General features: G+C 37.7%; 21 protein-coding genes and 1 pseudogene. 4 read left to right on the top strand and 18 right to left on the bottom strand.

Annotated features, from left to right (window positions below):
• From uvrB to MKO96_RS18175, 9 genes and pseudogenes are all read right to left on the bottom strand, one after another.
• The gene (uvrB, locus tag MKO96_RS18215; RefSeq protein WP_240588291.1) at nucleotides 1–1,977 is read right to left on the bottom strand and encodes an excinuclease ABC subunit B; all 1,977 of its coding nucleotides are present in this window, start codon (nucleotides 1,975–1,977) and stop codon (nucleotides 1–3) included.
• Nucleotides 1,978–2,128: 151 nt separating this feature from the next.
• Nucleotides 2,129–2,557, bottom strand: a pseudogene (locus MKO96_RS18210) (DUF4362 domain-containing protein).
• Nucleotides 2,558–2,603: 46 nt separating this feature from the next.
• Nucleotides 2,604–3,224, bottom strand: a complete 621-nt coding sequence (locus tag MKO96_RS18205) for a hypothetical protein (protein WP_240588290.1) — start codon at nucleotides 3,222–3,224, stop codon at nucleotides 2,604–2,606.
• A complete protein-coding gene (locus MKO96_RS18200; protein WP_240588289.1) occupies nucleotides 3,221–3,982 on the bottom strand; it encodes a MerR family transcriptional regulator in 762 nt (253 codons plus the stop codon). The genes MKO96_RS18205 and MKO96_RS18200 overlap by 4 nt, the downstream gene beginning before the upstream one ends.
• A 100-nt stretch (nucleotides 3,983–4,082) precedes the next feature.
• Nucleotides 4,083–4,307, bottom strand: coding sequence for a hypothetical protein (locus MKO96_RS18195; protein WP_240588288.1), 225 nt, complete (start codon nucleotides 4,305–4,307; stop codon nucleotides 4,083–4,085).
• A gap of 47 nt (nucleotides 4,308–4,354) precedes the next feature.
• A complete protein-coding gene (locus tag MKO96_RS18190) occupies nucleotides 4,355–4,576 on the bottom strand; it encodes a hypothetical protein (RefSeq protein ID WP_001150203.1) in 222 nt (73 codons plus the stop codon).
• A gap of 18 nt (nucleotides 4,577–4,594) precedes the next feature.
• Nucleotides 4,595–4,984 carry a hypothetical protein gene (locus tag MKO96_RS18185; RefSeq protein WP_240588287.1) on the bottom strand — a complete coding sequence of 130 codons (390 nt, stop codon included), beginning with the start codon at nucleotides 4,982–4,984 and terminating at the stop codon, nucleotides 4,595–4,597.
• 11 nt (nucleotides 4,985–4,995) lie between these two features.
• Complete coding sequence (locus MKO96_RS18180) at nucleotides 4,996–5,193, bottom strand: helix-turn-helix transcriptional regulator (protein WP_000538359.1); 198 nt, start codon at nucleotides 5,191–5,193, stop codon at nucleotides 4,996–4,998.
• A gap of 236 nt (nucleotides 5,194–5,429) precedes the next feature.
• The gene (locus tag MKO96_RS18175) at nucleotides 5,430–6,452 is read right to left on the bottom strand and encodes a YeiH family protein (protein WP_000438412.1); all 1,023 of its coding nucleotides are present in this window, start codon (nucleotides 6,450–6,452) and stop codon (nucleotides 5,430–5,432) included.
• Nucleotides 6,453–6,603: 151 nt separating this feature from the next.
• Between MKO96_RS18175 and MKO96_RS18170 the strand changes: the two genes are divergently transcribed.
• The 4 genes from MKO96_RS18170 (at nucleotide 6,604) to abc-f (ending at nucleotide 10,369) form a co-directional block, all read left to right on the top strand.
• On the top strand, nucleotides 6,604–7,497 hold the full coding sequence (locus MKO96_RS18170) for a LysR family transcriptional regulator (protein ID WP_172554571.1): 894 nt from the start codon (nucleotides 6,604–6,606) through the stop codon (nucleotides 7,495–7,497).
• A gap of 51 nt (nucleotides 7,498–7,548) precedes the next feature.
• The gene (locus MKO96_RS18165) at nucleotides 7,549–7,917 is read left to right on the top strand and encodes a MerR family transcriptional regulator (RefSeq protein WP_046955576.1); all 369 of its coding nucleotides are present in this window, start codon (nucleotides 7,549–7,551) and stop codon (nucleotides 7,915–7,917) included.
• Nucleotides 7,918–7,921: 4 nt separating this feature from the next.
• Nucleotides 7,922–8,473: a flavodoxin family protein gene (locus tag MKO96_RS18160; RefSeq protein WP_240588286.1), complete on the top strand. Its 552-nt coding sequence runs from the start codon at nucleotides 7,922–7,924 to the stop codon at nucleotides 8,471–8,473.
• 261 nt (nucleotides 8,474–8,734) lie between these two features.
• Entirely contained in the window at nucleotides 8,735–10,369 is a 1,635-nt protein-coding gene (abc-f, locus tag MKO96_RS18155; protein WP_240588285.1) for a ribosomal protection-like ABC-F family protein, read from the top strand.
• A 110-nt stretch (nucleotides 10,370–10,479) separates the two neighbouring features.
• Here abc-f and MKO96_RS18150 read toward each other — a convergent pair whose 3' ends face one another.
• From MKO96_RS18150 to secA, 9 genes are all read right to left on the bottom strand, one after another.
• A complete protein-coding gene (locus MKO96_RS18150) occupies nucleotides 10,480–10,797 on the bottom strand; it encodes a YbjQ family protein (RefSeq protein WP_240588284.1) in 318 nt (105 codons plus the stop codon).
• Nucleotides 10,798–10,862: 65 nt separating this feature from the next.
• Entirely contained in the window at nucleotides 10,863–12,578 is a 1,716-nt protein-coding gene (locus MKO96_RS18145) for an ABC transporter ATP-binding protein (protein WP_240588283.1), read from the bottom strand.
• A gap of 211 nt (nucleotides 12,579–12,789) precedes the next feature.
• Nucleotides 12,790–13,974, bottom strand: coding sequence for a PDZ domain-containing protein (locus MKO96_RS18140; protein WP_240588282.1), 1,185 nt, complete (start codon nucleotides 13,972–13,974; stop codon nucleotides 12,790–12,792).
• A gap of 109 nt (nucleotides 13,975–14,083) precedes the next feature.
• Nucleotides 14,084–15,520, bottom strand: coding sequence for a S41 family peptidase (locus MKO96_RS18135; RefSeq protein ID WP_087983108.1), 1,437 nt, complete (start codon nucleotides 15,518–15,520; stop codon nucleotides 14,084–14,086).
• A gap of 118 nt (nucleotides 15,521–15,638) precedes the next feature.
• Nucleotides 15,639–16,532, bottom strand: a complete 894-nt coding sequence (gene ftsX / locus MKO96_RS18130; protein WP_000645020.1) for a permease-like cell division protein FtsX — start codon at nucleotides 16,530–16,532, stop codon at nucleotides 15,639–15,641.
• On the bottom strand, nucleotides 16,522–17,208 hold the full coding sequence (gene ftsE / locus MKO96_RS18125; protein ID WP_000594325.1) for a cell division ATP-binding protein FtsE: 687 nt from the start codon (nucleotides 17,206–17,208) through the stop codon (nucleotides 16,522–16,524). Before ftsE ends, ftsX begins: the two co-directional genes overlap by 11 nt.
• Before the next feature lie 313 nt (nucleotides 17,209–17,521).
• Nucleotides 17,522–17,845: a cytochrome c551 gene (gene cccB, locus MKO96_RS18120; RefSeq protein WP_000727965.1), complete on the bottom strand. Its 324-nt coding sequence runs from the start codon at nucleotides 17,843–17,845 to the stop codon at nucleotides 17,522–17,524.
• 438 nt (nucleotides 17,846–18,283) lie between these two features.
• Nucleotides 18,284–19,382, bottom strand: a protein-coding gene (gene prfB / locus MKO96_RS18115) for a peptide chain release factor 2 (protein WP_240588281.1) whose coding sequence is annotated in 2 segments (ribosomal slippage) — nucleotides 18,284–19,309 and nucleotides 19,311–19,382 — 1,098 coding nt in all. Because the reading frame shifts where the segments join, the coding sequence is not laid out codon by codon here.
• A 144-nt stretch (nucleotides 19,383–19,526) separates the two neighbouring features.
• The gene (secA, locus tag MKO96_RS18110; protein WP_000579393.1) at nucleotides 19,527–22,034 is read right to left on the bottom strand and encodes a preprotein translocase subunit SecA; all 2,508 of its coding nucleotides are present in this window, start codon (nucleotides 22,032–22,034) and stop codon (nucleotides 19,527–19,529) included.
• Nucleotides 22,035–22,432 lie beyond the last annotated feature (398 nt).

Here is a 22,432-nt window from a genome sequence, read left to right as displayed (position 1 = left end):
TCACCCTTCCGCTTTTAATTCTAATAGTAAATCTCTTAATTCAGCTGCACGCTCGAAATCTAACGCTTTTGCTGCTTCTTTCATCTCTGCTTCCATCTTCACAATTGTCTTTTCACGCTCTTTTTTCGTCATCTTCTTAGCTGGTGCCGCTTCATACATTTCCGGTTCTTCAGCAGCTGTCGTTGCACGGATAACGTCACGCACGCCTTTTTGAATCGTTTTCGGCGTAATGCCATGCTCTTTATTGTAAGCTTCTTGTATAGTACGACGACGCTGCGTTTCTTCAATTGCAATTCCCATTGATCTTGTTATACGATCTGCGTACATAATAACGCGGCCATTTTCATTACGTGCCGCACGACCAATTGTTTGAATTAATGAACGCTCTGAACGCAAGAATCCTTCCTTATCAGCATCTAAAATAGCTACAAGTGCTACTTCTGGAATATCTAATCCTTCTCGTAATAAGTTAATACCGACAAGTACGTCAAACTTACCAAGGCGAAGGTCACGGATAATTTCAATACGTTCTAACGTTTTAATTTCAGAGTGAAGATAGTTCACTTTAATTCCTACATCTTTTAAGTAATCCGTTAAATCCTCTGACATTTTTTTCGTTAAAGTCGTAATTAATACACGTTCATTTTTCAAAATACGATCTTGAATTTCTCCTAACAAGTCATCAATTTGACCTTCAATTGGTCGTATATCAATCGGTGGATCTAAAAGCCCTGTTGGACGAATAATTTGTTCTATTACTTGTGGTGATTGTTCTAATTCGTATGGTCCTGGCGTTGCCGAAACATAAATAACTTGATTCGTTTTCTCTTCAAACTCATCAAACGTGAGCGGTCTATTATCTAAAGCTGATGGCAGACGGAATCCATGATCCACAAGCACTTGCTTACGCGCTTGGTCTCCGTTATACATCGCCCTTACTTGCGGCACCGATACGTGCGACTCATCCATCACAATTAAGAAATCTTCTGGAAAATAGTCTAACAGTGTATATGGTGTTGAACCTGCTGGACGAAGTGTTAATTGACGGGAATAGTTTTCAATCCCTGAACAAAAGCCCATCTCACGCATCATTTCTAAATCATAGCGTGTACGTTGTTCTATGCGCTGCGCTTCTAACAATTTACCGTTATCATTTAATTCTTTTAAACGTTCTTCTAATTCTTTTTCAATATTTTCAATAGCAACCTTCAGCTTTTCTTCACGTGTAACGAAGTGAGATGCTGGGAAGATTGCTACATGATCACGTTCTGCTAATACTTCACCCGTTAATGCATTTACTTCTCGAATACGATCGATTTCATCACCGAAAAATTCAATTCGAATACAATGCTCGTCAAGCGATGCCGGGAAGATCTCAACTACATCTCCGCGAACACGGAATGTACCACGCTTGAAATCAATATCATTACGTCCATACTGTACATCAACAAGTTCACGAAGCAATTGATTGCGGTCCTTTTCCATACCAACCCGAAGTGAAACAACTAACTCGCGGTATTCTTCCGGTGAACCTAAACCGTATATGCACGACACACTCGCAACGATAATAACATCATCTCGTTCAAATAAAGAAGACGTTGCCGAGTGACGTAATTTATCGATTTCATCATTAATTTGCGCATCTTTTTCAATAAATGTATCCGTATGTGGTACATAGGCTTCCGGCTGATAATAATCGTAATAACTAACAAAATATTCAACTGCATTATTCGGGAAAAAATCTTTCAGCTCACTATATAATTGTCCTGCTAACGTTTTATTATGAGCCATGACAAGTGTTGGTTTCTGCACTTCTTTAATGACATTTGAAATCGTAAATGTCTTACCCGTCCCTGTTGCTCCAAGCAATACTTGCTTTTTCTTTCCACTATTAATTCCTTCTACAAGCTTCTCTATCGCTCCCGGCTGATCACCTTGCGGGGAATATTCTGAGATAATTTCAAATGGATGTTCCAACTAAAAACCGACCTCCTCATAAAAATCTGTATTATTATTTTACCACGAATGCCCATAAAAAACCTAAAAAAACGAACAGATATTCGGTAAAACTTTCGACAATATATACATAGAAAAAGGAAGGAGTACATACTTCCTTCCCCTACTAACTCTATTTTTTAGGCACATATAATAAGTCATATCCATTGCGCCCATCTTCATTCGTACAATCTATTAACCTATAAGTGATTTCTAATTCACGCTGCTCTTTAACAATCCTTTTACAGCTATCTTCATCTATATCTGTATGATTACCAGCAAATCGATCTTGCCTATTATCTAACATATGAATTATATCTGTTCCACTATACTCTAACGTTTGAAAAACCGGATCACCTTCATGTGTATAATGTACAATTCTTATTTTATCAACTTCCCCTTGTTCCACATTCAAAACGAACTTTTTGAATTTATCTAGATTAGAAATTTCTGTTCCCTTTACAACAACATCATTCTTCTTATCAATTGTAATGTTAGGTTATGAGCATGCTACTAAACTAAAGAGAAATAAGCATATAAAACCTGTTTTTCCTATTGTTATCCTCTCCTATACAAACTATTGGTATACTAGAAAAAGCTACTTTCCTCTACGAAAGTAGCTTCTCTTTTCCTTTCTCCTTCTTCGGGAAAAGAACATATGAAAATGAAATAACTGTATCCACTAAAAGTATAATCGCCCAAACTTGACTAACGCGACTAGCTGGTTCATTTAAAACAATCCCCGTCTCTAACCAATTATGCCATTGTTCAAACGGGACAAAACCGTACAGAAAGAAAAAGAAAATATGCACAACAACGAATAAAACAAGATGCAATACCCAATTTTTTATTTCCTGCTTCGCATAGGCCATACCTGTTAATTCTACCTGTTCTTCGATAATAGGCGCTGGTTCATTCCGCCATTTCGCAACTAGCTTTTGCGCAAATATATCAAGCTTCTTCAAATCCTTTTTCCCGTAGAAAACTGCATACAATAAAATAATTACAGTAATGATTTGAAAATTAGAGAACTTCCCTGTTTGATAATAGTCCACTACCCCTAAAGTTAAAATAAACACTTCATTTACGAGGAGTACAATCCCCATAATAAAGCTCGCCTTTTTCAAACGGAATCCGTAACGAAGTAAAAAGAAACCGATAGCCGATAACCAAAATACAATCTCTGCCCCAATTAAAAAGTACCAACGATATTCTGCGAGTATACTCATTTATCCCTCTCCTTTTCATCATATATACGAAAAGCCTCATCCATATATAATAAAAGTTCTTCTTCAATTGGATACATGCTCATTTTCTGTGAATCTTCCTTCGATTTTCTAACTTCCCATAACTTATCTAAAAACGCTTCGTCACCATTGGCCATTTCTAAACACTTCTGTATTAATCTCTTCGTTGCCCCTTGTACCTCATCACTCGCAGCTTCTTTGCCGTCTTTCATAAAAGTACGTAATTGCTTTAATAAATCTACCCATTCTAAAACATTCGGATCTTCTTCACTCATATTTGGCAAGTTATGAAGCAATTTTTGTTCTTCCTTTGAAAATACTTCATTTTGAAATATTTCACGTATACGAGACGACTGTTTCGAAAGCTGAATCAGTTCAAACATAACTTTCCAATCAAGTTCTCCCTCCACATCCACCGAATAAACAACAGCTTGTAAAACACGCTCCATTCGATTAAACTTCTTTTGTTCTTCCTGTACAAACCGAAGTTGTTTCTCAAGAGAACCCTTTAAGTTAAGCTCACCTTTTACTAACATATTCGCAGCCTCTTTCAATGAAAAGCCCATTTCCTTTAAAAATAAAATTTGCTGCAGCCGTATTACGTCAGCTTCACTATATAAACGATGTCCACCTTCAGTCTTCCCGCTCGGCTTTAATAAATCTATTTGATCATAATAACGTAATGTCCGTACTGTTATCCCTGTCTCTTTCGTCAATTGTTGTATTGAAATCACTACCATCACCTCTTCCCCTTCATTATAAAAGATGACGTTACGTAACTTTCAAGACTTTTGTAAAAAAAATACAAAAAGCTGTTTATACTTTTTGTATAAACAGCTTTTACGGAAATAATCCCTTTTGCACGGCACGCCCACAAAATAAAATAAGTGCTCCAACAACACTCGTTGCTGTTTTATGATAATGAGCTGAAACTAATAAATAATATGATAAACCTACAGTACCGAGCATAATACAAATACTTGGCACTGGATTACGAGAGAAGTTCTGCATTCCCCAAAACAAAGCAAAAATAGCCGTAGCGACACATAATACCGGTAATCCCATCCCAGTTCCCCTTTTTCTATTTATCTCTTACTCAGGCGATGCCAAACTCATACATGATCAGCCTCTTTCTGATTTCTATATTTCCACTTCGGCCAATAGTTCACAAGAAAATACACCCACTGCCCTAGTACAAATAAAACAAACGGCATACCCGCATTTCCATCAACAATTAAATTATATAAACTCCATACCGCTAAACTAATCGTAAAAAATAACCCTACATATTTAAACGCTTTATCTGACTGGAATCTCTCAAACTCATCTTGCATTTTTCATTCCTCCTATCTCTATGCTCGTTTCCCTATCATGACTCCTATGATGAGACTACCCGCAAATAAGGAACTACATATCATAAATATTTCTTGCACTGGTATAACAGCTCTGCCCATTGCTTTACTCGCAACAATATAAACAATAAGCAATAGAAACGCGAATACAAATGAGACGTTTACATATTTTTTTATATTTTCATTTACTCGCTCATCTATATCTGGAAGTTCTTCTTTTTTGTACTTACGCTTTTTGTAATAGGCATACACTATCAAAAATACAATTGCTAAAACGCTACTCACTACGAGCGGTAAAATTGGTATAGCCGGATTCATAATATGAACTACAATGTCTCCCAAGAACAATCCAATAGTCGCACCAATCAATAACTTTTTAGTATCTTCCATTTTTTCTCCCCTTACTCTAGCGTAAATATTTCCTCCACCTTCACCCCAAAATATTTGGCGATTTTTAGGGATAACTCTAGACTCGGGTTATAATGATGGTTTTCAATCGCCACAATCGTCTGCCGTGTCACCTGCATCGCCTTTGCCATTTCAACTTGCGTTATATGATGTTGCTTTCTTAACTCTTTTATTTTATTTTTCACACCCATAGGCTCCACCTTCAAAAGTAAAGATATCTTTACTTTAATTATAAATATTTTCCAGTTACAAGTAAAGATATCTTTACTTGTAACTGGAAAATATTTCACTGAACATCTTCTCTAACCAAGTACAAGAGTAATTCAATTTATATCGGCGATTTTTTTAATATATCGACATCCATAGCACCATAATCATAAGAAAAAAGCTGTCCCAAAATATGTTTTGGAACAGCTTCTTCGTCCTACTACATAAATCCTAGCGCATATACAAGAACGTATCCAAGAATAGAAAGGCAAACCGAGCCGATCAGCCCCGCCACGAATGCCTTACTTCCTAACTTACGGAACGTTTTAAACTCTACATTTAAACCAAGCCCCGCCATCGCCATTGCAATAAGCATGTAAGCAATGACAACAATATAGCCGGCAACAACTTCTGGTATAACCCCGAGCGAATGCACTGCACTCATCGCTAAAAATCCGAAGATGAACCACGGAATTGGAAGGTCGCGCCACGATTTTTTTTCCTCGCTACCTTCACTCTTACCAAACCATAATCCAATTAAAATCGCTACTGGCACAAGCATTGCAACGCGCGTTAATTTCACGATAACTGCGATGTCTACAGCCGTACTTCCTCCTGGTGCGGCAGCTGCGATGACATGAGCGATCTCATGCAGCGTCGCACCTGAGAATACACCGTAACCGTACGGTGAGAAGCCAAGCACTGGGTATAATAGCGTATAAATAAGTGTAAATATTGTACCTAAAATTGCAATAATCGCTGCCCCAACTGCCGTTTCTTCATCCTTCGCTTTCACTTGCGGTGCAATTGCCACGACCGCAGCCGCGCCGCAAATTGCTGTTCCGCACGCTGTTAAAATTCCAAGTTTCTTCTCTACTTTAAATACTTTCGTTAATCCATATACAACGAAAATCGTGAATGTAATAACAACCGCAGCGATGACCAATACTTTTGGCCCCGCCTTCGCAATATCAACAAGATTTAACCGCATTCCAAGTAAGATGATCCCAAAGCGCAGCAATTTCTTACTCGCAAAGTTCGTCCCTGCAATCGCATCTTGCGGGATTCCAATTGCCGCACGCCAAACCATCCCAATTAGAATAGCAATTACTAATTGTCCCATAATATTTAAAAATGGCAGCTCTGCTAAATATTTCGCCGCAATTGCGATTAATAATGTAATCCCAATCCCTTGTGAAAATCCAAAGCCCTTCTTCTTTTGTATAACAAGTGTTTGTTCCACTTTGAACCACTCCAATAATCGTATTGGAACATGCATGTTCTTTCTACTTACATTATAAGAGAGTTTCTATAATAAGTTTAATACCAATACCAAATCTCTATCATCAGAAATACTTATGATAAGATGATAGAAAAAGAAAGGAGCCCATTACATGAACGTAGACATTTTAAAAATATTTGTTACTGTCGTTGAACAGAAGCATTTCTCCCGTGCAGCAGAATTATTAAACCTTTCACAACCTGGCGTAAGTATGCATATACGCAACTTAGAAAACGAATTTGGCACTACTCTTATTCAGCGCTCCCCAAAGCACGTCCAGGTGACGGAGGCTGGAAACATATTATATATACATGCAAAGCAAATGCTCTCTCTTTACGAAGATGCTAAGCAAGAAATTAACGAGCTACATAACGTTGTAACAGGAACTCTTCGCATCGGTGCTAGTTTCACAATTGGCGAATACTTACTTCCAAAAATACTGGCTAACTACGCGAATGAAAATCCACACGTCGAAGTTCATACCTTTATCTCAAATACAGAAGACGTTTTGCAAAGCCTTCGCTCTAATCAAATTGATATCGGCTTAGTGGAAGGGCAAGTCGTATACGCCGACGTTGACGTTGAAACGTTTATGCAAGATGAAATGAAGCTCGTCGTCCCGCCAAATCATCCACTGCTCCGCACAAATGAAATAAATGAAAGCACACTCCAAGATCAAGTATGGGTATTAAGAGAAAGTGGTTCTGGTACACGCGCTTATAGTGACCGCTTTATTCATCAACACCATTTGAAAATGAAACGATTCTTTACATTTAGTAGTATCCAAAGCGTAAAGGAAGCAGTTAGTGCCGGGCTTGGCATCGCTATCCTTTCTGATTGGACTGTACGAAAAGAGCTACTGGCAAAAGAGCTATTCCACGTCGAAGTTCCAAATGAACAACTTATCCGTCCATTCTCCATCGTGCGCGGCAAATACTTCATCCTGTCTAAAGCTATTCAAGTGTTTTTAAATCATGTAGACTCTTTTGCGAAAAAACAGCATTGACCTTCACATTAGTGTGAAGGTTTACAATACATGTAAAGGGAGTGAAACACATTGCGAATTGGAGAATTATCAAAAGAAACCGGGGTTAGCGAAAGATCACTAAGACATTATGAAGAAAAGGGATTACTCCCTTCTAAGCGCCTCGCAAATGGCTACCGTGACTTTGATGAAAGTGCCATCGAAAAGGTGGAGCTTATTCAAATGTACTTACAAATCGGCTTAAATTTAGAAGAGACGGCAAGGATGCTGCGCTGCCTCGAAATAGAGCCGCACCTGTACGAAAATCCTTGCAGCAGTATCCTTACGCTTTATGAAGATAAACTTAATGAAGTAACGAAGCAAATCTCATTACTTTCTAGCATTCAAACGAATTTGCAAAAACACGTTTCACTCCTAAAGCAAACAAAAGAAAAGGGATGATTACATGTTTGTTATACATGGCAGTTCAAGACAAAACGGAAATACAGAAGCTTTAACACATATGGTGATTGATGGAATTGAAACAGAACAAATTTACTTGCGAGATCATATCGTCCACCCAATCATAGATCAGCGCCATGATGCAGAAGGATTCCAACCTGTAAATGATGACTACGAGCAGTTAATCGAGCGTATGTTAGAGCACGACACAATTATCTTTGCTACACCGCTATACTGGTATGGAATGAGCGGTCATATGAAAAACTTCGTCGATCGCTGGTCACAAAGCTTGCGTGATACATCTCTTCATTTCAAAGAAAAAATGAAAGGGAAAAAAATGTACGTTGTCATCGTTGGCGGAGACAATCCAAAGCTGAAAGCATTACCGCTTATTGCTCAGTTCCAATACATCTTTGATTTTGTTGGTTCATCATTTGAAGGGTATGTTATTGGGGATGCGAATGGATTGGGTGAAATCAAAAATGATGCTGAAGCACTAGCAAAGGCACAACTGTATAATAACGAATTCAAAAATCACAAGCAAAAAGAACTTTGACAAACCACTTTGTATGCGCATACAATAAAAGTAACATTATGAAAGGAAGGTACTTTGACCAATGAAGTTCTAATTCTCTTATTTATTTCATCCATCACAAATAGTGAACAAAAAATGATGAAAACTAGCAGAGGATTAGTCTGTCCATTTGTCGATACTTTCTTTCGAAACGATCATGTAAAAAAATCGTTTATTTATGTACGATTTTTTACATGCAAGGGCGACGTTTATCCTCTCTAGTGAAACTAGGGAGGTTTTTTTATGACTATTTTATTCGCACGCAATATTGAAAAGAGCTTTGGTGATCGCACACTATTTACGTTACCGTCACTGGAAATTCAAGCACAGGATCGTATAGGAATTGTCGGAGTCAACGGAGCTGGTAAATCTACGTTATTACAAATATTAAGTAAAGAAATAGAAGCTGACAATGGCATAGTAACTCACCATAGTTCTATCAGCATCATTCCTCAGCTTAGCGAAGAACTACCGGAAACCGCTTCTTCTCTCGCAAAAGGAAAATGGAGTATTTCAAACATTACAGATGCAATGAGCGGTGGTGAACGAATGCGACTAAAGATTGCCCATGCTCTCGAGCAAGAGGCAGGCACTTTATTTGCTGATGAACCAACAAGCCACTTAGATATGGTCGGTACAGAGCAATTAGAAAAAGCACTTTTATCTTATAAAGGGGCACTTGTTTTAATATCGCACGATCGTGACTTTTTAGATAATATATGTACAAAAATCATCGAAATCGAAGACGGTACTATTCAAGAGTATAAAGGTAATTATTCAAACTATCGCAAGCAAAAAGAACGTGAGCGAATACAAAAACAAGCAGAATATGAGCAATATGTACAAGAAAAAAATCGTTTAGAGCAGTCCATTTTACAAAAAAAGCAACGTGCTTCTAGCATGACAAAAATCCCAACACGGTTCAGTTCATCTGAATCTAAACTTTATAAATTAAGTGGGGCTCATGGCCAAGAACAGGTTAGTAAAGCAGCGAAAGCATTAGAGACACGTCTCGAAAAACTAGAAAAGAAAGAAAAGCCAAAAGATCTTTCTCAAGCACAGTTTGACGTGCAATACCATACACCCATTCATAGTAAAGTGGCAATACAGTTCAATAAAGCAACAAAGAAAATAGGTGACCGCACACTATTTAAAAATATGAATGGAACTATTGCTCCTGGTGCAAAACTTGCTATTTTAGGGGCAAACGGAAGTGGAAAAACGACTCTGTTCAACATGCTTCTCACAAACGAGCGTGGCATTCAGCTTTCGAAAAGTTGTAAAATTGGATACTTCGAACAAACACTATCCATTTTAAAAACAGATAAAACCATTTTAGAAAACGTTCTAGAAGAAACTAACTATACAGAAGCATTCGTTCGAACAATACTTGCACGGCTTCTATTCCGCCGTGAAGATGTTCATAAACCTGTGCACGTCTTAAGTGGCGGCGAACGAATGAAGGTTGCGCTCGCAAAAGTATTTTTAGGAAATTATAATATGCTTCTGCTCGATGAACCGACAAACTATTTAGACTTAGCGACACAAGAAGAATTAGAAATCATGTTACAAGAATACCCTGGCACAATACTTTTCATTAGCCATGACCGTGCCTTTATTCGCTCTGTTGCAGACCATATTCTACAAGTAGATGAGAGTGAACCAAGAATATTCCACGGTAATTACGAGCAATACACAAAAAGAACAACCGGGGATTCTGTAAACGTTACTGAACAAGAATTATTACGATTACAAACAAAATTAACAGAAATCATCGGCCGAATTTCCATACCAAATCATCACGATGACATCACATCTCTCGAACAAGAATACGAAACATTATTAGTTCAAATCCGAAAATGTAAAGAAGCGCTCTAACGTCTTCCCTATATATCGACAAGGCCTTCCGCATTTCCCAAGAAATATTGGAACTTCGACATAGAATAGCATCAATCAAAGTAAAAAAGCCGTGCATCAGCACGGCTTTTTTACTTTGATATACGGACAGCAGTCCCGCTCACTGCAACCATTAGCATTCCTTCGCGAACTACTTCGTAATCCACGTCGATACCAACAATTGCATTCGCATTTTTTTGTCTTGCGAAAGTTTTCATCTCTTCCATTGCAATGTCGCGCGCTTCTTTTAATTTACTTTCATAAGCGCCTGCACGACCACCGACAACGTCACGGACAGAGGCGAAAAGGTCACGAACGATATTCGCCCCCATAATTGCCTCTCCATTCACGATATCGATATACTCAATAATTTCTTTTCCTTGAATTGTAGACGTTGTTGTTACAATCATACTTTATAGCCTCCCATATGTGATTTTCACCTACTTATGGTGCACTAATTCAGTACAAATTATATTTACGAACTGAACTGAGCTTCGTATAAACGGCTATATCCTCCGCCTTGCTCAATTAGTTCCTCATGCGAACCTTGTTCTGCAATACCATCTTTATTTACAACGACGATACGATCTGCATTTTTAATCGTTGCAAGTCTATGAGCGATAACTAATGTTGTACGGCCGACAGATAGTTCAGCAAGTGATTTTTGAATCGCTAGTTCCGTCTCTGTATCTAATGCGGAAGTCGCTTCATCTAATATTAAAATTGGCGGGTTTTTCAAGAACATACGAGCAATCGCTAGACGCTGCTTCTGTCCACCAGAAAGTTTCACACCACGCTCACCGATAACGGTATCTAAACCGTCTGGTTGTGAGTAAATTAAGTCTTCTAACTGCGCACGTTTTACTGCCTGCCAAATTCCAGCTTCTGACGCCTTTAAATTTCCGTAAGCAATATTTTCACGAATCGTTCCTGAGAATAAGAACACATCTTGCTGTACAATTCCGATTTGCTTACGAAGTGAAGATAACGTCATATCTTTCGTATCAATACCATCAATTTGAATCGATCCTGACGATTGTTCATAAAAACGTGGTAAGAGGCTACATAACGTCGTTTTCCCAGCTCCTGATGGTCCAACGAACGCAACCGTTTCACCTGCATGTATTTTCAAACTAATATCATTTAAAATCGGTTCTTTATTTTCATATCCGAATGTAACGTTGCTATATTGAATATCACCATGTACATGTTTAACTTCCATCGCATCTTTAGAGTCTACAATATCCGGCTCTGTTTCAAGAAGCTCTACATATCTCTTAAAACCAGCGATCCCTTTCGGATAGCTTTCGATTACCGCATTAATTTTTTCAATTGGGCGGAAGAAAATATTCGTTAATAGAACGAATCCGATAAATCCACCGTATGTTAATTCACCTTGCAGAACAAACCATGTACCGCATATTAAGACGAAGAGCGTTACGAGACGCATGAGCATATAACTAATCGATGAATTTAACGCCATAATTTTATACGCCATTAATTTCGTTGTACGGAAACGAGCATTGTTTACAGCAAATTGATCTTTCTCAAACCTTTCATTTCCGAATGCTTGTACAACACGGATACCACCAACGTTATTCTCAATACATGCATTGAAATCAGCAACGTCTGAGAATAAACGTCTAAACGTACCTGTCATTTTTTTATTAAAGTAAAGTGCTAACCATAATAAGAATGGAATGACGAAGAATGTTAGAAGTGCTAACTTCCAGTTGATCATCATCATAAATGAAAATGCCCCAACTAAAGTCATTACGGCGATGAATAAATCTTCTGGCCCATGGTGAGCAATTTCCCCAATTTCCATTAAGTCGTTTGTAAGACGCGAAATTAAATGACCTGTTTTATTATTGTCAAAAAATCTGAATGATAGCTTTTGAATGTGATCAAATAATTTCTGCCTCATATCCGTTTCAATGTTAACACCAAGCATATGTCCCCAATATGTAACGACATATTGTAAGCCTGCATTTAATATATACACTGCAAGTAAACCGAAACAAGCCCATAAAATAAGCGTCCAGTTTTGTCCTGGCAATAACTTATCAATAAATTGATTTACGATAAGCGGGAAGCCAAGTTCTAGTAACCCTGCGACAACTGCGCAAGAAAAGTCGAGTATAAATAAACCTTTATACGGTTTATAGTAAGAAAAAAATTTACGTAGCATATCTTACCTCCATTTTCCAAAATTAAAAAGACTCCCTAAATGATAACCATTATCAAATAATTATTCAAGTTATCCGTCTATGAAACTGAAAATAAGATTTACGCTAGTTGTTGTTTTTTGCCGAAAAGTCGATATAAATTTCATTTGCTACTACCATCACCACTCACACACAAAAAAGGGGTGTCACCTATAGGTGACACCCTCACTTCTATTACATCGCTTCCGAATCCCATTCATGCTCCTGCTGAACAAACACAATTCCTAATTCGTGATGTCCTCCGGCGTATAATGCCGTTTGAGCAAGACGAAGCTCTCCTTTTGTATCTAATACTTCTAACTTACAAAATGCTCCTGTCGTCTTCGTTTGAAGCGCATCATAAAATTCCTCAGCGCTTCCTGGAATGACTCCATTTACTTTCGTAACTACTTCTCCAGGCAGTAAATTCAGCTCTGCCCCAATCGTATTCGGGATTGTATCTAATACAACAAGTCCATCATTACGTACAGCGAAGTACGCCGGTCTTGTCTCATCCGCAATTTTTTCTTGCATGGAAATTGTGAAACGCCCAAGCATTGCGACTCCCATTGCGATAATGGCAAGTACGTGCCACCAATAACTTGCGATTCCTAAAACAAGTACAATTCCTGCTAATCCGTACACACGTCTTCCTGTAAATAATAAAGCTTCCGTTGGCTCATAACTTCTAATCTTTCTCATAAATCCAATTAAAAATGGAACGAGGAATAGAGAATAGGTATGTGAACCGATTGAAACGACAGGCCACCATGAAATAAACTGCGTTACTGCATCACCTGGTACAAGAATAAAAATAGGCACGATCCATAAACGCTTTGATTCGTGTAAACCAATTTTTAGCCCACGCTTACCCTTCCTAATCTTCGGCGTAGAATATCCTACTGCATTTTTAGAAATCAACAAGCCCTCTACAACAAGCATGACGCCTAGTAAAATAGCAAGAGATACAATCGTACCCTCTTCACCTTCTCCAAGCTGTAAGAAGGAAACTGGTAGCTTAGAAGATGATAGAACGCATACAATTGCGATACTAAATGTATAAGCTGCTGATAAATATCGATACATAGCAGTTAATCCAAATAATAACGTCCAAAGTAAGATGACCCATAAACTCGCTTTGGAAACGACAAGGCCAAGTCCAATTGTAATAATAGATACGATTAATCCGTATCCAACTCCCGCAAATAGAGCTGTTCGCAGTTCAAACCAAATATCATAAACTTTAAAGGAAAAATCCTTTCGTTCTCGTAACATACGTAAGTATCCAACGAAGATACTACTTATTAAAAATACATAGACAGCAGGGTGTAAGAAAAAACGTCCAACTGCCCGCATTATTTCAAAAATCCATGCCTCCACGAACCCATTCACCACCATTTATATCATTCTTTCTTTTTATATTATCATAACTGGACAAACGTTTGTTTAACACAAAAAAATACAGGCAGCAAACTGCCTGTATTTCTTTTTATTTCGCTATTAATTTTAATGCGGACTGTAATTGTAAATCATTTTCTCCAGAACGGATTTTTTCAATAATTTTAGTTTGAATCGCCTCAGCTGTCTTTTTATCCAGCTGTCCTGTCGCTTCCATCTCATTCGCATTTTGGAATGCTTTCAGCGCTGATTCTGTCTCTTTACTAAAGTATCCATCTTCACGCCCCGGTACATATCCTAAACTCTTAAGCATTTCTTGCGCGTGTTTTACTTGCACATCATTTGAATTGTATGAAAGTGTTTTTTCAATTTGAATTGGTGTCGCATGATAATAATCTGGTTGCTTCACTTCTACTGTTGGCGCGATTCCTTTTTTATGAATCCAGTTTCCATCCGGTGTTAACCATTTAAACATCGTTAATTTAATGTTGCTGCCATCTTTAAATGGAACGGCTTGCTGAACAGTACCTTTACCAAACGTTTTTTCACCAATTAAATCGTATCCTTCTCCCTCTTTTAGCGCACCCGCTAAAATCTCTGAAGCAGAAGCACTCCCGTTATCAATTAATACTGAAATTGGATATGGCTTTTTCTCTTTCAGTTCCGTAGAGAATTTCTTTTTCTCACCATTTCGTTGCTCTACTTGTAGCATCGGCTTTTTATCCGTCATAATTTCCCCTAGTATCTCTTCTACACTATTTAAGTAGCCACCAGGATTACCACGCACGTCAATAACTAAGCCTTTTATATTTTTCTTCTCTAACTCTTTTAACTGATCCTTAAATTCTTTCGCCGTATTTTCAGCAAAAGAAGTGATTTGCATATAACCGATATCTTTTCCACTCTCTTGTTTCACAGAACTAAACACTGTGAAGATTGGAATTTTTTCACGCTTAATTTTAAATACAATCGGATCAGCTACTCCTGCACGCTTAATTTCAATCGCGACAGTCGTTCCTTTTTTACCACGAATCTTTAATACTGCTTCTTCACGTGATAAATCTTTCACACTATTTCCATCTACAGATAAAATTTGGTCATTCGGTTTAATTCCAATCTTTTCTGCCGGTGAGCCTTTAATTGGAGATACGATAATAAGCTTACCGTCCGTTTTGTTCACCTCAGCCCCGATCCCCTCTAGCTCAGGATCAAGTGATTCACTAAACTGTTTAGCCGTTTCTTTATCCATATACGTGGAATAAGGGTCCTTCAGCGTAGACAACATGCCTTGTATTGCACCTTCGACTAACTTGTCATCCTTCACGTCTTCCACATAACGTGAATCAATTAGTGCATACGCCTCATTAATTTTTGCCAAATTCCCTTGCGCGGCGCTAGCGTTTCCACTCGAAATTGTTTGCGTTACTTCTGCTGGGTTAACCCCAAATAAAGACATACCTGCAAACATTCCGCCAGCACCAATTAAAAATGCAACAACCATTCCAATAATTGCAACTCTACGTTTCAATGCGGAATTCCCCTTTCCAAAACACACAGGTGGTGTAGCAAAAGGCATCACACAGTGTGTGATGCCTTTACCTATTTCTACTATATGATAAGCTTGTACGAATTATGTTTGCAACTTTTTATACTTTTAAGAAGCGACGAATTGACATTACACTTCCCCACATACCGATTAAAGCCCCGATTAACACTAGTAAACCAGCTAATTGGAATACGAAAGGACTGTATGGTAGAAGTTCGAAAATTGTTCCGCCAAGTTTTTCGTTAAACACACTTTGTAGTGAATTATACGTAACTAGAATTAAGCCAATTGGAATAATTGATCCTAATACTCCTAGGAATAATCCCTCTAATAAGAACGGCCAACGAATAAACCAGTTTGTTGCACCTACCAGTTTCATAATTTCGATTTCTGTACTACGAGCATAAATTGTAATTTTAATTGTATTAGAGATTAAGAACATCGCTGTGAATAAAAGACCTGCAATTAACGCAATCCCGATATTACGTCCTGTTTTTACAGTATCAAATAATTTTTCAACTTGGCCTTTACCGTATTGAACATTACTTACAAACTGCATTTTTTCAATCTTTTTCGCGATTGTCGCTGTATCTGTTGGTTCTTTTGCTTTTACAATGAATACGTTTTTAAGTGGGTTATCTTGTTCAAATAACTCAAACGTTTTTCCGCTATCACCTAAGCTTTTAATTAAGCGTTTTAGCTCTTCTTCTTTAGAAGAATATTTAATAGATTCTACTTTCGCAATCTTACTCATATCATCTTCTAATTTCTTTTGATCAGCTTCTTTTGCTGCTGGATCAATGTGTACACGAATCTCTACATCTTGCTCTACTTTCGTCGCAAAATGGTTCATATTCATTATCGCTGTTAAAAAGACACCTACAAGTAATAATGTAACTGTTACTGCACTAACAGAAGCAAATGTCATCCATCCGTTACGTGATAGATTCTTTACACCTTCTCGCAAATGTCGACTAAGGGTCTTAGCCTTCATATCCGTATCCTCCCTCAATCTCATCTCGAACAATTTTTCCGCCTTCAATCGCGATTACACGATGACGAATTGTATTTACGATATCTGAGTTATGTGTCGCCATAACAATCGTTGTACCACGCTCGTTAATACGCGTAAAAATCTTCATAATATCAAGAGCTGTTTCAATATCTAAGTTACCTGTTGGCTCATCGGCAATTACAACCTTTGGTCTATTAACAATTGCTCTCGCAATCGCAACACGTTGCTGCTCTCCGCCCGAAAGTTCACTTGGTAGTGCGTCTGCACGATCCTCAAGACCTACAAGACCTAAAACTTCTGTTACACGCTCACGAATGGCTTCTTTTTCTTCTTCAATTACTTCTAAGGCAAACGCAACATTCTCATATACCGTTAACTTAGGTAGTAATTTAAAATCTTGGAAAATTACGCCTAATTGACGACGGAAATATGGAACATCTCTTTCTGCTAATGTTTCAATAACAAGTCCATTTACATTAATTGATCCTGTAGATGGCTTCTCTTCACGATACATCATTTTAATAAATGTAGATTTCCCGGCTCCACTCGGTCCAACTACGTATACAAACTCACCTTGTTTAATGTTAACTGTGAGACCAGCAATGGCTTTCATACCATTCGGGTACTCCTTATAAACATTCGTCATTTTTATCATTATTTATCACCCAATACTTAATGATTTTTTTCGAAATACTTTTCTGTACATCTGAAAATAAAAAATTTATTCTCACTTAACCACTCTTGTTGAAGGTAGCTTCCATTCATGCTTTTTATTAGCAGCGCTACTCTATGTAATATATTTCAGCAAAATTCTACAAACCCCATTGTAACATCAAACGGTTTCCAGTTCGGATACATTTTTGTTACAGTTATGTTACACTCCAAAAAAAGGAAACGAGTCGTCATAGTTCTTACCCAAAATCATTTTGGGATAAGATTATATAACCAACTCGTCCACTTTACCTTTTTTATTTATGTTCAGCTAACCACTCAGCTACTTTTTTCGCATCCTCACCTTGAATGATTCCTGGTGACATGGAACCGCGACCTTTTTCAATAATCTTTTCAATCTCTGCTGCATCATATTTCTGTCCCACTTTTCGTAAATCCGGTCCAGTTGCTCCCGATAAATCTTTCGCGTGACAGCCTATACAACTTTTTTGGTAAATTTGCTCTGCGCTATCTGTGCTTGCAGATTGTTTCGAAGGCTTACTCTCTTCTTTATTTCCACATGCTCCTAAAGCAAAAACGACTGATGTTCCTAACGCAATAGCCAACAATTTCTTTTTCACTTCTATCGCTCCCCATTGTTGATATTCTTTTCATTCCTAACACACTCATTTTCATTATAAGCATTATCTTTATATAGAAAAACTAAGGTATATTTCATATTTTTCAAAAACACAGTAAGAACCCTGATAATATAAAGCTTTCATAAGTTGTTTCAATTCTGTGAACAACGTAAAAACTTCTATAAAGAATTCTTGTTGAACAGAAAATCAGAAAAGTTCTGTTAAAGTCTTACCCTATTGCCGCTCTGTTTTACTATTCTCTACTTTTTACAAAACAATATACAACATTGTATGCTACATATAATCTCATCAAAAAGAGAAGTTGTCGTTTCCAACTTCTCTTCCTCTTTACTTCATCTATAGAAATAAAATCAAATTCTTTATCTCCTCGACTATCCTCAGCATACGCCGACAACTTTGTTGGCTTTTTTTCGCTTATTAGATGCGAGAACGTAAGTAAGCATCAATAAATGGATCAATTTCTCCATCCATAACCGCTTGTACGTTACCAACCTCTGTATTTGTACGGTGGTCTTTCACAAGAGAATACGGGTGGAATACGTAAGAACGAATTTGGCTACCCCATCCGATTTCTTTTTGTTCACCGCGAATTTCATCTAACTCCGCTTGTTGCTCTTCTAGTTTCTTTTGATACAATTTCGCTTTTAACATTTTCATCGCGTGCTCACGGTTTTTAATTTGTGAACGCTCTGACTGACATGTTACAACTGTATTTGTTGGTGTATGTGTAATACGAACTGCTGAGTCTGTCGTATTAATATGCTGTCCACCTGCACCACTTGCACGGTACGTATCAACTTTTAAGTCTTCTGAACGTATTTCGATTTCAACTTCATCATTGAACTCAGGTACAACTTCACAAGATACGAACGATGTATGACGACGGCCTGAAGAATCGAATGGCGAAATACGTACAAGACGATGTACACCTTTCTCTGCCTTTAAATAACCGTAAGCGTTATGACCTTTAATTAATAAAGTAACACTCTTAATACCAGCTTCATCACCTGGTAAATAGTCAACCGTTTCTACTTTAAACCCACGTTTTTCAGCCCAACGTGTGTACATACGTAATAACATAGAACCCCAGTCTTGTGACTCTGTTCCACCAGCACCTGGGTGTAATTCTAAAATAGCGTTATTTTTATCATAAGGATCGCTTAGTAGTAGCTGAAGCTCATACTCATTCATTTCTTGAATTAAGCCTTTCACTTCTGATTCAAGCTCCTCATGTAAATCTTCATCATACTCTTCTTTTAAAAGCTCATGCGTGATTTCTAAATTTTCGAATGTCTCATCTAACTGACGGAACTTTCCAACCATCTCTTTCAGTGCATTAGCTTCGTTAATTACAACTTGTGCGCCTTGTTGGTCATCCCAAAATCCTGCACCCATCATTGTTTCTTCTAACTCTGCAATTTGTTTCTCCTTAGTAGGAAGGTCAAAGAGACCCCCTAAAAGCCGCTAATCTCTTAGCCATTTTCTCTAATTCTTGTCTAATTTCTACTAATTCCATTTCCTTCACCTCTATGTAATTACTGTTACTTTCTTATGAAAACAAGGGAAACTCTCTCCACTTATGACGGAGAGAGTTTAATCTTTCTTAATTATACATTTTTGATGTAAAATTTTGCAAAGTAATCTGGGCTACCGCCCTGTATTACTTCCCGATACCACAGCAGTTTTTATATTTTTTACCGCTACCACATTTACATAAATCATTGCGGCCTACTTGGTCTCCTTTTACAACTGGTTTTTTCTTCGCTTCTTCGCCATCGCTAGATGGATGAACAGCTTCACCTTGAACAACTTCTTGACGCTCTAAGTTTTGTTCAATTTCAGCTTTCATAATGTAACGAGAGATTTCCTCTTCAATAGAAGCAATCATTGACTCGAACATTGCGAATCCTTCCATTTGATACTCACGAAGTGGATCAATTTGACCGTAAGCACGTAAATGAATACCTTCACGAAGGTGATCCATCGCATCAATATGCTCTGTCCATTTCGTATCTACTACACGGAATACAACAACTTTTTCAAACTCACGCATTTGCTCTTCTGGCAGAAGCTTTTCTTTGTCGTTGTAACGCTCTATTAATTTCGCGATAATTGGCTCGCTCATTTCCTCTGGAGCAAGACGACGTAACTCTTCTTCTTTTATATCGCCTTCTTGCAGAAGGTTTGTATTTAAATAGTCAACAAGACCTTTAATGTTCCAATCTTCTTCAATTTCCTCTTGTGTATGAAGCGCAACAGCACGTTCTACTGTAGATTTCATCATACCTTCAATAATACTGCGTAAGTTCTCAGAATCCATTACTTCTTGACGCTGTTTGTAAATAACTTCACGTTGCTGACGAAGTACATCATCGTACTGCAGTAACTGCTTACGTGCATCATAGTTATTTCCTTCTACACGTTTTTGCGCAGATTCTACCGCACGAGAAACCATTTTACTTTCAATCGGCTGTGAATCATCCATACCAAGACGATCCATCATCGCTTTCATATTGTCAGAACCGAAGCGGCGCATTAGTTCATCTTCCATAGACAAGTAGAACTGCGTTACACCAGGGTCCCCTTGACGCCCAGCACGACCACGTAACTGATTATCAATACGACGACTTTCGTGACGCTCTGTACCGATAACTGCTAGACCAACGTTTTTAATATCGTCTCCAAGCTTAATATCCGTACCACGACCAGCCATATTCGTCGCAATCGTTACAGCACCTTTCATACCAGCTTCTGCAATGATATCTGCTTCTCGCGCATGGTTTTTCGCATTTAAAATGTTATGGCGTACACCTTTACGTGTTAACATTTTTGAAATAAGCTCTGACGTTTCAATTGCAACTGTACCAACAAGAATAGGTTGCCCTTGTTTATGACGATTTACAATATCCTCAACAACTGCATTGAATTTGCCTTCCATTGATTTGAAGATTAAATCAGCACGGTCATCACGAATAATATCTTTGTTCGTTGGAATTACGATAACATTCATATTGTAAATACTACGGAATTCTTCTTCTTCCGTTTTCGCTGTACCAGTCATACCAGATAACTTTTCATACATACGGAAATAGTTCTGGAACGTAATTGTTGCGAGTGTCATACTTTCATTTTGAATTTCTACGCCTTCTTTTGCTTCAATAGCTTGGTGCAAACCTTCGCTATAACGACGACCTTTCATAAGACGACCAGTGAATTGGTCTACAATTACGATTTCGCCTTCTTGTACAACATAATCTGTATCAAGGTGCATGACAACGTGTGCACGAAGCGCCTGATTAATATGGTGAAGAAGTGCGACATGTTTTAAATCGAATAAGTTTTCAATATGGAAAGCTTTCTCTGCTTTCGTAATACCATCTTCAGTCAACATTACATTTTTCGTCTTCACATCAAATGAATACTCTTTTTCATTTTCTAATGTACGAACAAATGCATTTGCAAACATGTATAACTCTGTTGATTTTTGAGCTTGTCCCGAAATAATAAGCGGCGTACGTGCTTCATCGACTAAAATAGAATCGACTTCATCGATAATAGCGAAATGAAGTGGACGCTGAACGCACTGTTCTCTATATAAAACCATGTTGTCACGTAAGTAATCGAATCCAAGCTCATTATTTGTGCTATACGTAATATCAGCAGCATAAGCCTCTTGTTTCTCTTCGCGTGACATGCTGTTTAAGTTAATTCCTACTGTTAAGCCTAGGAACTCATGAAGTTGTCCCATTTCGCTCGCATCACGTTGTGCTAAGTATTCATTGACTGTAACAACGTGAACACCTTTTCCTGTTAAAGCATTTAAATATACAGGTAATGTAGATGTTAACGTTTTACCTTCACCCGTTTTCATCTCAGAGATATTTCCTTCATGTAAGGCAATACCCCCCATTAACTGCACGCCATACGGACGCATTCCAAGAACACGAGTCGCAGCTTCGCGAACAACTGCAAAAGCTTCAGGAAGTAGATCATCTACTGTCTCACCTTTTGTTAAACGTTCTTTAAATTCAAGCGTCTTTCCTTTTAATTGCTCATCTGTTAGTGGCTTAATAGATGATTCTAATGCATCAATTTGCTCAACTGTCTTCTGCATACGTTTAATTTGGCGTTGATTTACATCAAATACCTTTTTTAAAATACCGATCATAGGAAATACGCTCCTCTTTTTTATTAAAATAAAACTTCCGATTGTTTTTTCTTTTTCTATTACAATCAGTCGTTATAAAAATCAAATGTATGTTATGCCAATTTTTCTCCTAATTAAAAAAACTAAAATGTATATACCTAATGATAATTGTAACACTTGTCTTATAACTATGACAACAATCGGCCGAATGTCAGGCCTTATATTCAGAAAAAGTTTTATTTCATTTGTTACGTTTCTCTTCTCTGTCTCGTTATTTCAAGTTCACGTTACAAATTTCGTATTAAATCTAAGTCATTTTCCTTTCAAAAAAAATGACTAGAATATACTCCTTAATAAAATCTAAATCGATAATTACAAAAAGCCGAAGATTTCGTCGGTGCAGCATCCATAGATACTTA

The organism is Bacillus sp. ES1-5, assembly GCF_022487605.1.
Taxonomy (GTDB): domain Bacteria; phylum Bacillota; class Bacilli; order Bacillales; family Bacillaceae_G; genus Bacillus_A; species Bacillus_A wiedmannii.
The sequence above is the reverse complement of the archived record's forward strand: the minus strand, read 5'-3'. Positions and strand labels throughout refer to the sequence as shown.